Genomic DNA, 13,593 nt, shown 5'->3' with positions numbered 1-13,593 from the left:
CGCCGAAGTGGCGCCCGGCCCGGGGAAGGCCCCGTACGGCGGGGCTCCGGGCCCCTGTAGCCTCGTCGGACCGCACCCGTATGCCGCAAGGAGTTACCCACATGACCCAGCGCACGCTCGTCCTGCTCAAGCCCGACGCCGTCCGTCGGGGCCTGATCGGCGAGATCGTCGGCCGCATCGAGCGGAAGGCCGGCTGGACCATTCCCGCGCTGGAGCTGCGCACGCTGGACCAGGAGACCCTGGAAGCGCACTACGGCGAGCACAAGGGCAAGGTCTTCTACGAGCCGCTCATGGGCTTCATGGCCAGTGGCCCGGTCGTGGCCCTGGTCGTCGAAGGGGAACGCGTGATCGAGGGTGTCCGCCAGCTGGCCGGACCCACTGACCCGATCGCCGCGGCGCCCGGTTCCATCCGGGGTGATTTCGGTACCGTCACCCGGGAGAACCTCATCCACGCCTCGGACTCCGAGGAGTCCGCCGAGCGCGAGCTGAAGCTTTTCTTCCCGTCGCTCTGATCACTCTTTCCTGACGGAACATCAGCCGAATAGCGCTAGTGACCTGGGGCGACCGAAGTAATTTCGGTCGCCCTTTGGTATTACCGGTAATTTCGGGGAACGCATGGACAGGACGCAACGTCACCACTAGGGGGCGGGTATCCGTTCCGGCGGGATTGCCGGAGTCCCGTCGCGCGGTGTCCGTACTCCCGGCACTACGATGGGGCTTCCACCCACACACCCACCTCGCCGACCTGACAGCAACTGCTATCAACTGGAAGGCCAGACGCTCCTCATGGGGAACAAGGGGAACTACATGTCGTTCATCGGCCGTGACATGGCGATCGACCTCGGGACCGCCAACACGCTGGTGTACGTGAGGGGCCGGGGAATCGTCCTGAACGAGCCGTCCGTGGTCGCCATCAACACGAACACCGGCGGCATCCTGGCGGTCGGCACCGAAGCGAAGAAGATGATCGGGCGCACGCCCGGCAACATCGTCGCCGTTCGGCCCCTCAAAGACGGCGTGATCGCCGATTTCGAGATCACCGAGCGCATGCTCCGGTACTTCATCCTCAAGATCCACAAGCGCCGCTACCTGGCCCGTCCGCGCGTCGTGGTCTGCGTACCCTCCGGCATCACGGGAGTGGAGCGCCGCGCCGTGATCGAGGCGTCCACGCAGGCCGGCGCCCGCCAGGTGCACATCATCGAGGAGCCCATGGCCGCGGCCATCGGCGCCGGGCTGCCCGTCCACGAGGCCACCGGCAACATGGTCGTGGACATCGGCGGCGGCACCACCGAGGTGGCCGTCATCTCCCTCGGCGGAATCGTCACGGCGCAGTCCATCCGGGTGGCCGGTGACGAGCTGGACAACGCGATCATCCAGCACATCAAGAAGGAGTACTCGCTCCTCCTCGGCGAGCGCACGGCCGAACAGATCAAGATCACCATCGGGTCGGCCTACGACCTCGACAAGGACGAGCACACCGAGATCCGCGGCCGGGACCTGGTCTCCGGCCTGCCGAAGACGGTCGTGATCTCGGCCGCCGAGGTCCGCAAGGCGATCGAGGAGCCGGTCAACGCCATCGTCGACGCCGTCAAGACCACCCTCGACAAGTGCCCGCCCGAACTCTCCGGCGACATCATGGACCGCGGCATCGTCCTCACCGGAGGCGGCGCCCTGCTCCGCGGCCTCGACGAGCGACTGCGCCGCGAGACGGGCATGCCCATCCACATCGCCGAGGATCCGCTCGACTCCGTCGCGCTCGGATCCGGCAAGTGCGTCGAGGAGTTCGAGGCGCTCCAGCAGGTCCTGGACGCCCAGCCCCGACGCTGATCCGGCCCGCCGAGGGGCGGTGGAACGCAAATGATCCGCCGTACGGGTGCTACCGGGCCCGTGCGGCGGATCGTTGATATACAGGCAAGGTCCGGTTCGAGCCCCGGCTCCACCGGAGCGGCTTCGCCGCACGGTTCACTATGAGGAAGGCACGGCCGCCGCACGTGAGGGACACACGAGAAAGCCGGCTGCTCCTGGTGCTTCTGATCGCCATCGCGTTCGCATTGATCACGGTGGACATCAGGACGGGCGAGGACTCGCCGGTCGACGGTGCCCGGCAGGCCGCCGCAGCGGTCTTCGGGCCGGTCGAGAAGGGCGTGGCCAAAGGGGTCGACCCGGTCGCCAACGCCATAGGGGCGGTACGGGACTCCGGGGAGCGGCACAACCGCATCGCCGGGCTGGAGCGCGAGAACGCGGCGCTCAAGGCCAAGCTGGGCAGTGACGACCAGACCCGCAGCCGGATCCGCGAACTGGACGAGATGCTCAAGCGGGCGGGCGCCGGACAGTACGGCATCAAGGGCGCCGAGGTCATCGCCATAGGAGCGGCCCAGGGTTTCTCCTGGACCGTGACCATCGACGCCGGCAGCAAGGACGGCATCGAACGCGACATGACCGTCCTCAACGGGGACGGACTCGTCGGCCGCGTCGCGACCGTCGGCCCCGACACCGCCACCGTGGTCCTCGCCAACGACCCCGACTTCACGGTCGGCACCCGTCTGGAGAAGACCGGCGAACTCGGTTTCGCCACCGGCCAGGGCGACCGCGCGCTGTCCGTGCAGATGCTCAACGGCAAGGCCAAGATCAACCCCGGCGACCGCCTCGTCACCTTCGGCTCGCGCGGCAACAAGCCCTTCGTCCCCGGTGTCCCGATCGGTGAGGTGGTCAAGGTCGACCCCTCGCGCGGCGACCTGACCCGGACCGTCTGGGTCCGCCCGTTCGTCGGCTTCTCGCGCCTGGACATCGTCGGCGTCGTGGTGATGCCCCCGCGCGAGGACCCGCGCGACGCCGTCCTGCCGCCCAAGCCGGAGGCGCCCAAGCCCATCCCGACGGTCACCGTCACGGTCACCCCGTCGGCCAGCGCGCCCGGCAAGCCGGCCGACGAGTAGGAGCCGATCACCATGCGCTTCAACCGGATCCTGCTCGCTGCCACGCTCGTCGTGGTCGCCCTCGTCGTCCAGGTCTCCGTCCTGGGCCGCCTCCAACTGCCCGGAGCCGTCCCCGACCTGGTCCTCCTCACCGTCGTCGCCCTCGCACTCGTGTACGGCAGCGTCAGCGGCGCCCTCATCGGCTTCGCCGCCGGCCTCCTCACCGACCTGGCCCCGCCCGCCGACCACGCCGCCGGCCGCTACGCGCTCGTGCTGTGCGTCATCGGCTACGTCGCCGGCCTGGTCCGCCCCGACACGGGGCGGTTCCGCTCCGCCTGGGGCCCGATGCTCACCGTCGTCGGCGCCGCCTTCGCCTCCACCCTGCTCTCCGCGGGCGTCGGCGCACTGGTCGGCGACACCGCCGCCCGCCACGTCGGCCTGACCGGGCTGCTGTTCACCGCGGTCCTCTACGACCTGCTGCTCGCGCCCTTCACCGTGCCGTTCATCATGGCCCTGGCCCGCCGCGCCGAGAACGACCCGATGGCCGTCGACGCCAACGGCGGACCCCCGGCGGGCAAGGACTTCGCCTCCGGCTGGCTGGCCGGCGGCACCGGGCTGCGGATCGGCAGCCAGCGCGGCGGCCTGCGGATGAAGACCGCCCGAAGCCGCGCCAACCGGGCCGGCCGCATAAAGGGCGTCAAGGGAATCAAGGGTGTGAAGAGCGTCAAGAAGCTGTGAGGGAGGAGTCCCCGTGACCAACATTCCGGACACCGGCCGTACCTCCCGGGTGCGGATCCGGCTCGTGATCATCCAGGTCCTCGTCTTCTCCCTGCTGCTCACCCTCGGCGGACGCCTCTGGTACCTCCAGATCCGCAACGGCGACGAGTACTCCGACGAGGCGAAGAACAACCACGTCCAGCAGGTGGTCCAGCCGGCCGTGCGCGGCTCGATCCTCGACGCCCGCGGGGTCGCGCTCGCCGACAACGAGACCCGCCTCGTCGTCTCGGCCAGCCGCACCGAGCTGATGAAGATGAAGGACCGGGGCAAGGCGGTGCTCGCCCGGCTCGCCGGGGTACTCGACATGAAGCCGCGGGACGTCGCCGACAAGGTCCGGCTCTGCGACAACCAGACCCCGCAGCCCTGTTGGAACGGCTCCCCGTACCAGCCGATCCCGGTCACCAACAAGGCCACCACCCAGCAGGCCCTCCAGATCCGCGAGCGCCCCGAGGACTTCCCCGGGATCACCGCCGAGCCCACGGCCGTACGCCGCTACCCGGCCCCGGGCGGCGCCAACACCGGACAGGTCCTCGGCTACCTCTCCCCGGTCACCGACGGCGAGATCGTCAAGGCGAAGGACACCAACTCGCCGTTCCTGCGCTCCGACCAGGTCGGCCGCTTCGGCATCGAGCGCACGTACGACAAGGAGCTGCGCGGGAAGTCGGGCGTCACCCGCTACGAGGTGGACAACCTCGGCCGGGTCATCGGCCAGGCCAGGAACGACCCGGCCGTTCCCGGCGCGCACCTCGTCACCAGCATCGACGCCCGTGTCCAAGGGGTCGCCGAGTTCGAGCTCAACGCGGCCATGGTGGAGGCGCGCAAGCAGATCGACCGCAACACCGGCGTCCCCTACAAGGCCGACGCGGGCGCCATCGTCGTCCTGGAGTCCAAGACCGGCCGGGTCGTGGCGATGGCCTCCAACCCGAGCTACGACCCGAACGTCTGGGTCGGCGGCATCTCCGGCAAGGACTACGCCAAGCTCACCGCCAAGGAGTCCAACGTCCCGCTGATGAACCGGGCGATCCAGGGGCAGGCCGCCCCGGGCTCCATCTTCAAGGTCATCCCGACCGCGGCCGCGGTCAACGCCGGATACAAGTTCGACGGCGAGTACCCCTGCCCGAGCTCGTACTCCATCGGCGGCCAGGTCTTCAAGAACTTCGAGTCCCAGGGCCACGGCTCGATCACCCTCGGCCGGGCCCTCGAGGTCTCCTGCGACACCGTCTTCTACGCCCTCGGCCACCAGCAGTGGATCAAGGACGGCGGACTCCATCCCAAGAAGAGCCCGGCCGAGGTCTTCTACAAGACCGCCCACCAGTTCGGCCTCGGCGCCGAGACCCACGTGGACCTGCCGGGCGAGGAGAAGGGCCGTGTCCCCGACCGCGCCTGGAAGCAGCGGTTCTGGCAGGCCAACAAGGACGTGTGGTGCAAGACCGGCAAGAAGGGCGGCACCTACGTCGAGCTGCTGTCCTACGAGAACTGCCTCGAGGGCAACCTCATGCGCGCCGGTGACGCCGTCAACTACTCCATCGGCCAGGGCGACACCCTCGTCACCCCGATCCAGATGGCGACCATCTACGCGGCCATCTCCAACGGCGGCACCCTGTGGAACCCGACCATCGGCAAGGCCATCGTCTCCGCCGACGGCAAGAGGATCGAAGAGATCAAGCCGCAGGCCCACGGCAGGCTGCCGATGACCGAGGTCACCCGGCAGAAGATGGCCGCCGCGCTGGAGGGCGTCGCCACCCGCGGCACCGCCGCCTGGCGCTTCGGCGGCTGGCCGCAGAAGGAGATCCCCATGCACGCCAAGACCGGTACCGCGGAGGTCTACGGCAAGCAGACCACCTCCTGGTTCGCCACGTACACCGACGACTACACGATCGTGATGACGATCTCCCAGGGCGGCACCGGCTCCGGCGCCTCCGGTCCCGCGGTGCGCAACGTCTACAACGCCATCTACGGGCTCACCATGTCCGGGGTCCAGGACCCGAAGAAGGCCCTGCTGCTCAAGCCGGAGGCGAAACTGCCCAGGATCCTGCCCGACGGCTCCATCGAGGCCCCGGACATCACCCCGTACGTGCCGCCGTCCCCCGAGGAACTGGCACCGCCCGCGCTCGCCGGGCCCCCCGCCCCACCCGCCGCGCGCCAGGACTGAGGACCGAGACCCGACATGCAGACCGCGAACAAGTTCTCCGTATCCCGGTACGCGCCGGAACGCGGGGCGATGGCCAAGCTCACCGCGCGCGACTCCGTGGTGCGCCGGCTCGACTGGCCGATACTCCTCTCCGCGCTCGCCCTCTCCCTCCTCGGCTCCCTGCTGGTGTGGTCGGCCACGCGCAACCGCACCTCGCTGAACAACGGGGACCCGTACTACTTCCTCTTCCGGCACGCCATGAACACCGGCATCGGCCTCGTGCTGATGATCGGCACCGTCTGGCTCGGCCACCGGACCCTGCGCGGCGCCGTGCCGATCCTCTACGGCCTCTCCTTGGTGCTGATCCTCGCCGTGCTCACCCCGCTCGGCGCCACCATCAACGGCGCCCACGCCTGGATCGTGATCGGCGGCGGCTTCTCGCTCCAGCCCTCCGAGTTCGTGAAGATCACGATCATCCTGGGCATGGCGATGCTGCTCGCGGCCCGGGTCGACGCGGGCGACCTCGCCCACCCCGACCACCGCACCGTCGTCAAGGCGCTGTGCCTCGCGGCCGCCCCCATGGGCATCACCATGCTGATGCCCGACCTCGGCTCCGTCATGGTCATGGTCGTCATCGTGCTCGGCGTGCTGCTCGCCTCCGGCGCCTCCAACCGCTGGGTGCTCGGCCTCCTCGGCTCGGGCGCGGCCGGCGCCATCCTCATCTGGCAGCTCGGGATCCTCGACGAGTACCAGATCAACCGCTTCGCGGCCTTCGCCAACCCGGAGCTCGACCCCGCGGGCGTCGGCTACAACACCAACCAGGCGCGGATCGCGATCGGCTCCGGCGGACTCACCGGATCCGGGCTCTTCCACGGCTCGCAGACCACCGGCCAGTTCGTGCCGGAGCAGCAGACCGACTTCGTCTTCACGGTGGCGGGGGAGGAGCTCGGTTTCGTCGGAGCCGGTCTGATCCTCGTCCTCCTGGGCGTCATCCTGTGGCGGGCCTGCGTGATCGCCCGCGAGACGACCGAGCTGTACGGGACGATCGTGTGCGCCGGGATCATCGCCTGGTTCGCCTTCCAGGCCTTCGAGAACATCGGGATGACGCTGGGGATCATGCCGGTGGCGGGGCTCCCGCTGCCGTTCGTGTCGTACGGAGGATCGTCGATGTTCGCCGTCTGGGTGGCCATCGGACTGCTCCAGTCGATCAGGGTGCAGCGGCCGATGTCGGCCTGACCCGCCGCCAGGGGGGCCGCTTTCGGCCGCTTTGCCCGTTCGCCTTCACGTTGCCGCCCGTTCAGGACTAAATTCGGTTCATGGCGGACACGAAGCGTGAGATCGAGCGGAAGTTCGAGTTCTCCACGGCCAAGCGGGCCCGGCGCGGGGTACCGGACCTGACCGGCACGGCCGCCGTCGCGGCCGTCACCGACCAGGGCACCGTGGACCTCGACGCCGTCTACTACGACACCCACGACCAGCGGCTCGCCGCCGACGGGCTCACCCTGCGGCGGCGCACCGGCGGCAAGGACGCGGGGTGGCACCTGAAACTTCCGGTGTCCCCCGGGGTGCGCGACGAGATCACGGCCGCCCTCAGCGACACCGTCCCCCGTTCGCTCGCCGTCCTGCTCCGCTCCCGGATCCGCGACAGGCCCCTGGAACCGCAGGTCAGGCTGCTGTCCTCGCGCCGGATCAGCCACCTCCTGGACGCCGACGGCGCCCTCCTCGCGGAGCTGTCCACCGACGCGGTCCGGGCCGAGCGCGCGGACGCCACCGCCGCCTGGACCGAGGTCGAGGTGGAACTCGCCGACGGCGTCGACCCGGCACTGCTGGACGCCGTCGAGAAGACGTTCCGCAAGGCCGGCCTGCGGGTTTCCGCCGCCCCCTCCAAGCTGGCCCGCGCGCTCACCGAGACCTCCGCCGAGCCTCCGGTCCGGGCCGAGACCGACGCCCCCGAGGGCACGGCGGGCGCCTGCGTCCTGGGATACCTGCGCGAACAGCGCGACACCCTGATCGCCCAGGACCCCGCCGTACGCCGGGGCCTGCCCGACTCCGTCCACCAGATGCGCGTCGCCACCCGGCGGCTGCGCAGCGCCTTCAAGACCTACCGCCGGCTCCTGGATCCCGCCGTCACCGGCCCGGTCGGCGAGGAGCTGCGCTGGCTCGCCGCCGAGCTCGGGGTCGACCGCGACCAGGAGGTGCTGCTGGCGCGGATCCAGACCCGGCTGGGCGAACTCCCGGTGACCCTGCAGCTGGGCCCGGTCCGCGGCCGCCTCAAGATCTGGAACACCGCCCGCCGCACCGGTTCGCGCCGCACGGTGCTCGCCGCCCTCGACAGCAGGCGCTACGTGGCCCTGCTGAACGCCCTCGACGCCCTGCTGGCCGACCCGCCGCTGCTGAAGGCCGCCGGCCGGCCCGCCGGGACGGCGCTGCCCGCGGCGGTCATCGGCGACTACGAACGCCTCGCCGGCCGGATCGAGGGCGCGCTGGCCATCGATCCGGGCCAGGCCCGCGACCTGGCCCTGCACGAGGCCCGCAAGGCCGCGAAGCGGGCCCGGTACGCGGCGGAGGCGGCGGCCCCGGCCCTGGGCAAGCCCGCCCGGCGCCTGGCCAAGGGGGTGAAAGCGGTCCAGAGCCTGCTCGGCGACCACCAGGACAGCGTCGTCGCGCGCGCGGCCCTGCGCGGGCTCGCGGTCCAGGCGGCCGGGGCGGGGGAGTCCTCCTTCACCTGGGGCGTGCTCTTCGCCCGCGAGGAGGCGCTGTCCGACCGCCGCGAGCGGGAACTGCCCGAGATGTGGGCGGGAACCGCTGCTCGGGCGGCCGCACTGCGCGGCTGATCTTCGGGCGGGAGGCCGCCGGGCCTCGGGGTACGCTTGAGAGTCGCCCCCTGCCCGCTCCAGAAAGTCGCGTGATGACCGAATCGGTCTTCCCTCAGCTCGAGGCTTTGCTTCCGCACGTCCAGAAGCCGATCCAGTACGTCGGCGGTGAGCTCAACTCGACCGTCAAGCCCTGGGACAGCGCCGACGTGCGCTGGGCGCTCATGTACCCGGACGCGTACGAGGTCGGCCTGCCCAACCAGGGCGTCATGATCCTGTACGAGGTGCTCAACGAGCGCGAGGGCGTGCTCGCGGAGCGCACGTACAGCGTGTGGCCGGACCTCGAAGAGCTGATGCGCGAGCACAAGGTGCCCCAGTTCACCGTCGACTCGCACCGTCCGGTCGGGGACTTCGACGTCTTCGGGCTCTCCTTCTCCACCGAGCTCGGCTACACCAACATGCTGACGGCCCTGGACCTGGCGGGCATCCCGCTGGAGGCCAAGAACCGGACGCTCGACCACCCCATCGTGCTCGCGGGCGGCCACGCGGCCTTCAACCCCGAGCCGATCGCGGAGTTCATCGACTGCGCGGTCATCGGCGACGGCGAGCAGGCCGTCCTCGACATGACCGAGATCATCCGCGCGTGGAAGGCCGAGGGCCGGCCGGGCGGCCGCGAAGAGGTCCTCCTGCGGCTCGCGAAGACCGGCGGCGTCTACGTGCCGGGCTTCTACGACGTCGAGTACCTGCCGGACGGCCGCATCGGCCGCGTCGTCCCGAACCGCTCCGGCGTGCCGTGGCGCGTGTCCAAGCACACCGTCATGGACCTCGATGAATGGCCCTACCCCAAGCAGCCCCTGGTCCCGCTCGCCGAGACCGTCCACGAGCGCATGTCCGTGGAGATCTTCCGCGGCTGCACCCGCGGCTGCCGTTTCTGCCAGGCCGGCATGATCACGCGTCCCGTACGGGAGCGAAGCATCACCGGCATCGGCGAAATGGTGGAGCGCGGCCTCAAGGCGACGGGCTTCGAAGAGGTCGGCCTGCTGTCGCTGTCCTCGGCGGACCACACCGAGATCGCCGACATCGCCAAGGGCCTGGCCGACCGCTACACGGAAGACAAGGTGGGCCTGTCCCTCCCGTCGACCCGCGTGGACGCCTTCAACGTCGACCTGGCCAACGAGCTGACCCGCAACGGCCGCCGCTCCGGCCTGACCTTCGCCCCCGAGGGCGGCTCCGAGCGCATGCGCAAGGTCATCAACAAGATGGTCTCGGAAGAGGACCTGATCCGGACCGTCGCCACGGCGTACGGCAACGGCTGGCGCCAGGTGAAGCTGTACTTCATGGTCGGCCTGCCGACCGAGACCGACGAGGACGTGCTCCAGATCGGCGACATGGCGGTCAACGTCATCGCCAAGGGCCGCGAGGTCTCCGGTCAGAACGACATCCGCTGCACGGTGTCCATCGGCGGGTTCGTGCCCAAGCCGCACACCCCGTTCCAGTGGGCGCCGCAGCTGTCGGCGGAGGAGACGGACGCCCGTCTGGGCAAGCTCCGCGACAAGCTCCGCGCGGACAAGAAGTACGGCCGTTCCATCGGCTTCCGCTACCACGACGGCAAGCCGGGCGTCGTCGAGGGCCTGCTCTCGCGCGGCGACCGCCGCGTCGGCGACGTCATCCGCGCCGTGTACGAGTCGGGCGGCCGCTTCGACGGCTGGCGCGAGCACTTCAGCTACGACCGCTGGATGCGCGCGGCCGAGCAGACCCTGCCCGCGTACGGCGTGGACGTGGCCTGGTACACGACCCGCGAGCGCACCTACGAGGAGGTCCTGCCCTGGGACCACCTGGACTCCGGTCTCGACAAGGACTGGCTCTGGGAGGACTGGCAGGACGCCCTCGACGAGACCGAGGTCGAGGACTGCCGCTGGACCCCGTGCTTCGACTGCGGCGTGTGCCCGCAGCTCGACCTCGACATCCAGATCGGCCCCACGGGCAAGAAGCTGCTGCCCCTCACGGTCGTGAAGTGACCCCGGGCTGAGTCCCGCCCCGACGATGCCCCCACCGGAAACGGCGGGGGCATCGTCATGCGCGCCCGGCGAGGCCGGGACGCGCGCCAAACAGCCGGAGCCGCCCACCCGTTGGCCCGCGGCCCCGGGATCCGCCGACCGAGGGCGCCCGTGGTGCAACGGCGCGGGGCCGTGGCGTGTCCTTACCGTCATGGAACTCGATGAGTCGCGGCCCGCGCAGGGCGACGGCGACGGCTGCCTGGCCGGGATGGTCCGGATTCCCGTGAAGATCGTGGCGGTGCTGCTCGTGCTGCCCGTGCGGGTGGTGTGGGACCTGCTCGTCGCCGCCGCGCGGACGCTCAACCGGACGGTCCTCGGGCCGCTCTGGCGACGGGTGCTGCTGCCCGTGCTGCGCGGGCTCGGGCTGGTGACGGAGATCCTGGTGAAGGCGGTCTTCTACTGGCCCTGGGCCGGCCTCTGGCGGTTCGTCGCCGTTCCGGCCGGGCAGGGGCTGGCCTGGCTCGGACGGGGTGTGTACGCGTACGTGCTCCGGCCCGTCGGGCAGGGGATCGCCCGGCTCGGACGGGGTGTGTACGCGTACGTGCTCCGGCCCGTCGGGCAGGGCGCCGCCCGGCTCGTACGCGCCGTGTACGCCCACGCGCTCCGGCCGGTCGGCGTGGGCCTCAAGTGGGCCGGCTGGGCACTGGGGATGGCGCTCTTCGTCTGGCCGTGGACCGGGCTCTGGCGGTTCGTCATGGTCCCGGCCGGGCGGTACGTTCTGGTGCCCCTCGGCCAGGGCCTCGCCTGGCTGGTCACCCGCCTGGTGCGGTACCTGCTGGTGGCGCCCGTCCGGGCGCTGTACCGGTACGTGGCCGCGCCGGTCGGCCGGGGCCTCTACGCCTGGCTGCTCCTGCCCCTGGGACGACTCCTCGTCAGTGCCTGGCACCTCGCCGGGAGGCTGAGCCGGGCGCTCGGACGCGGGCTCGTCCTGCTGTGGCGCGGGCTCGTCGCGCGGCCCGCCGCCTGGGCGTACCGGTGGATCGCCACACCCGTCGGGCACGCCGTCCGCGCGGTGTGGACCTCCGCCCGCCGCGCGGTCCGCGCGGTGCACCGGCAGGCGATCGCTCCCGTCGGCCGCGCCACCGGCGAGATCTGGCGCGCCTCCCGCCTCGCGGTGCGCGAGGCACGGGACGATGTGCGCCGCGCGCTGTTCGGCGGCCCGTCCCGGGAACCGGGGAGGTCACGGGCGCGTACTCTGGGTAGTAACACAGCCGCAGGCGACACGCCCGCCCCCGAGATCTCCTTGTCCAAGCAAGGGTGAGCCGGAGGGCACGGCGAGCCGGCAGGCTCCACAGACCTCAGGGCGACGCGCGAGCCGCGGAGCCCCGCACAAGGAGAAGAACCACTGGGCAAGCGCCAGCCCGAAGGCCCGCCTCCCGCACCGGTGGTGCAGCGCATTCGTCTGCGCTACACCAAGCGCGGCCGCCTCCGGTTCACCAGTCACCGGGACTTCCAGCGTGCCTTCGAGCGGGCCCTGCGCCGCTCCGAGGTACCCATGGCCTACTCGGCGGGCTTCACCCCGCACCCCCGCGTCTCGTACGCGAACGCCGCTCCGACCGGGACCGGCAGTGAGGCCGAGTACCTGGAGATCGCCCTCGCGGAGCCCCGCGACCCCGCGGTCCTGCGCAAGCTGCTCGACGACTCGATGCCCGTCGGCCTCGACATCATCGACGCCGTCGAAGCCCGCACCTCGGGCCTCGCCGAGCGGCTGGCCGCCTCCGTGTGGGAGCTGCGCCTGGACGGTGTCGAGCCCGCGGAAGCCGCGAACGCCGTCGAGGCCTTCCTCGCCGCCGAGGCCGTCGAGGTCCAGCGCCGCACCAAGAACGGCATGCGGACCTTCGACACGCGTGGGGCCGTGGTGGCCCTGGAAACGGTTCCGGCAACGGCTGATAGGCCCCTGGACAATGCTTGTGCGATACTGCGCCTGGTTGTTCGGCATCTGACACCTGCCGTGCGACCCGACGACGTCCTGTCCGGTCTCCGAGCTGTGGCCGACCTAACGCCGCCGGTCCCCGCTGCGGTGACCAGGCTGGCGCAGGGGCTCTTCGACGAGGAGTCCGGCACGGTGACCGACCCGCTCGCGCCCGACCGCGAAGCTGTCGCGACCGCCCCATCCACGGCGGCCGTGACCGCCGACGCGAAGGCGCCGGAAGGTCCCGCCGCGTAAGGATCGTCGTCGTCGCGCAGCCCTGGTACTCGGGAGCCACCTGGGTCGGGCCGCGCACAGACCTGAAGACTTCCGCCAGGCCGTACGGACTACCACGTACGGAACCGGCGGCCATTGAACTGAGCTCCCGTGTGGCGAACGCGCCCCGGAGGCCGGCTCCGCGCTCATTACGCGTGGCCGTGCCGGACCGGAAGTCAGCCGCGGCGCCCGGGAGCGTGACGGGAGACCCCCGCATGCTCAACAACGAAAACGACAACACCACCGCCGCCGACAGTGGCAGCCCCAGCGACAACCTGCCTCCGCGCAGGCGCCGGCGGGCCGCTTCCCGGCCGGCCGGTCCCCCCGGTGGCCCCGTAGCCGCCGCCGAGGCGGCCCCCGCACCCGTGGTGGCAGCCGCTCCCGCCGAGGAGGCCGCTCCGGCCGCCGCCCCGGCCCGTACCCGTCGCCGCGCCACCCGTGCCGTGACCGCTCCCGAGGCGCCCGTGGCCGAGGCCGCGCCGGTCGTCGAGGAGGCTCCGGCCGCGCCCGTCGCCGCCGCTGCCGAGGAGACCGCCGCCCCGGCTCCGCGTGCCCGTCGCCGCGCCACCCGCGCCGTGACCGCCCCGGAGGCTCCCGCCGCCGAGGCCGCGCCCGCCGCTCCGGCCGCTCCCGCCGAGGAGGCCGCTCCGGCCGCCGCCCCGGCCCGTACCCGTCGCCGCGCCACCCGTGCCGTGACCGCTCCCGAGGCGCCCGTGGC

Annotated in this window: 11 protein-coding genes; all 11 read left to right on the top strand. The window is 71.4% G+C overall.

Features of this window, described 5'->3' with window-relative positions:
* The first annotated feature begins 101 nt into the window (after positions 1 to 101).
* Positions 102 to 512: a nucleoside-diphosphate kinase gene (ndk, locus tag ACWF9Z_RS25720; RefSeq protein ID WP_356655578.1), complete on the top strand. Its 411-nt coding sequence runs from the start codon at positions 102 to 104 to the stop codon at positions 510 to 512.
* A 295-nt stretch (positions 513 to 807) separates the two neighbouring features.
* Entirely contained in the window at positions 808 to 1,827 is a 1,020-nt protein-coding gene (locus ACWF9Z_RS25715; RefSeq protein WP_112453164.1) for a rod shape-determining protein, read from the top strand.
* 164 nt (positions 1,828 to 1,991) lie between these two features.
* A complete protein-coding gene (gene mreC, locus ACWF9Z_RS25710) occupies positions 1,992 to 2,933 on the top strand; it encodes a rod shape-determining protein MreC (protein WP_453605599.1) in 942 nt (313 codons plus the stop codon).
* Between the two features lie 12 nt (positions 2,934 to 2,945).
* Entirely contained in the window at positions 2,946 to 3,650 is a 705-nt protein-coding gene (gene mreD / locus ACWF9Z_RS25705) for a rod shape-determining protein MreD (RefSeq protein WP_453605597.1), read from the top strand.
* 13 nt (positions 3,651 to 3,663) lie between these two features.
* Complete coding sequence (gene mrdA, locus ACWF9Z_RS25700; protein WP_453605596.1) at positions 3,664 to 5,841, top strand: penicillin-binding protein 2; 2,178 nt, start codon at positions 3,664 to 3,666, stop codon at positions 5,839 to 5,841.
* A 15-nt stretch (positions 5,842 to 5,856) separates the two neighbouring features.
* Positions 5,857 to 7,056 (top strand): rod shape-determining protein RodA, encoded by a 1,200-nt coding sequence (gene rodA / locus ACWF9Z_RS25695; protein ID WP_453605595.1) that lies wholly within the window; start codon positions 5,857 to 5,859, stop codon positions 7,054 to 7,056.
* A gap of 80 nt (positions 7,057 to 7,136) precedes the next feature.
* Positions 7,137 to 8,654 (top strand): CYTH and CHAD domain-containing protein, encoded by a 1,518-nt coding sequence (locus ACWF9Z_RS25690; RefSeq protein ID WP_453605594.1) that lies wholly within the window; start codon positions 7,137 to 7,139, stop codon positions 8,652 to 8,654.
* A 71-nt stretch (positions 8,655 to 8,725) separates the two neighbouring features.
* Positions 8,726 to 10,651, top strand: a complete 1,926-nt coding sequence (locus ACWF9Z_RS25685) for a TIGR03960 family B12-binding radical SAM protein (RefSeq protein ID WP_453605592.1) — start codon at positions 8,726 to 8,728, stop codon at positions 10,649 to 10,651.
* 190 nt (positions 10,652 to 10,841) lie between these two features.
* Positions 10,842 to 11,951, top strand: coding sequence for a hypothetical protein (locus ACWF9Z_RS25680; protein ID WP_453605590.1), 1,110 nt, complete (start codon positions 10,842 to 10,844; stop codon positions 11,949 to 11,951).
* Positions 11,952 to 12,077: 126 nt separating this feature from the next.
* A complete protein-coding gene (locus ACWF9Z_RS25675) occupies positions 12,078 to 12,857 on the top strand; it encodes a TIGR03936 family radical SAM-associated protein (RefSeq protein WP_453605588.1) in 780 nt (259 codons plus the stop codon).
* Positions 12,858 to 13,090: 233 nt separating this feature from the next.
* A partial coding sequence (locus tag ACWF9Z_RS25670; protein ID WP_453605587.1) for a hypothetical protein occupies positions 13,091 to 13,593 on the top strand: 503 nt, incomplete at its 3' end.

It is taken from the genome of Streptomyces sp. NPDC054961, from assembly GCF_053609145.1.
Note: the sequence above shows the minus strand (reverse complement) of the source record. Positions and strands in the feature narration are given on the sequence as shown.

What these genes read in the sequence shown, in the direction of transcription:
- ndk (WP_356655578.1), top strand. Translation starts at nt 102, where the DNA reads ATGACCCAGCGCACGCTCGTCCTGCTCAAGCCCGACGCCGTCCGTCGG.
- ACWF9Z_RS25715 (WP_112453164.1), top strand. Translation starts at nt 808, where the DNA reads ATGTCGTTCATCGGCCGTGACATGGCGATCGACCTCGGGACCGCCAAC.
- mreD (WP_453605597.1), top strand. Translation starts at nt 2,946, where the DNA reads ATGCGCTTCAACCGGATCCTGCTCGCTGCCACGCTCGTCGTGGTCGCC.
- rodA (WP_453605595.1), top strand. Translation starts at nt 5,857, where the DNA reads ATGCAGACCGCGAACAAGTTCTCCGTATCCCGGTACGCGCCGGAACGC.
- ACWF9Z_RS25690 (WP_453605594.1), top strand. Translation starts at nt 7,137, where the DNA reads ATGGCGGACACGAAGCGTGAGATCGAGCGGAAGTTCGAGTTCTCCACG.
- ACWF9Z_RS25680 (WP_453605590.1), top strand. Translation starts at nt 10,842, where the DNA reads ATGGAACTCGATGAGTCGCGGCCCGCGCAGGGCGACGGCGACGGCTGC.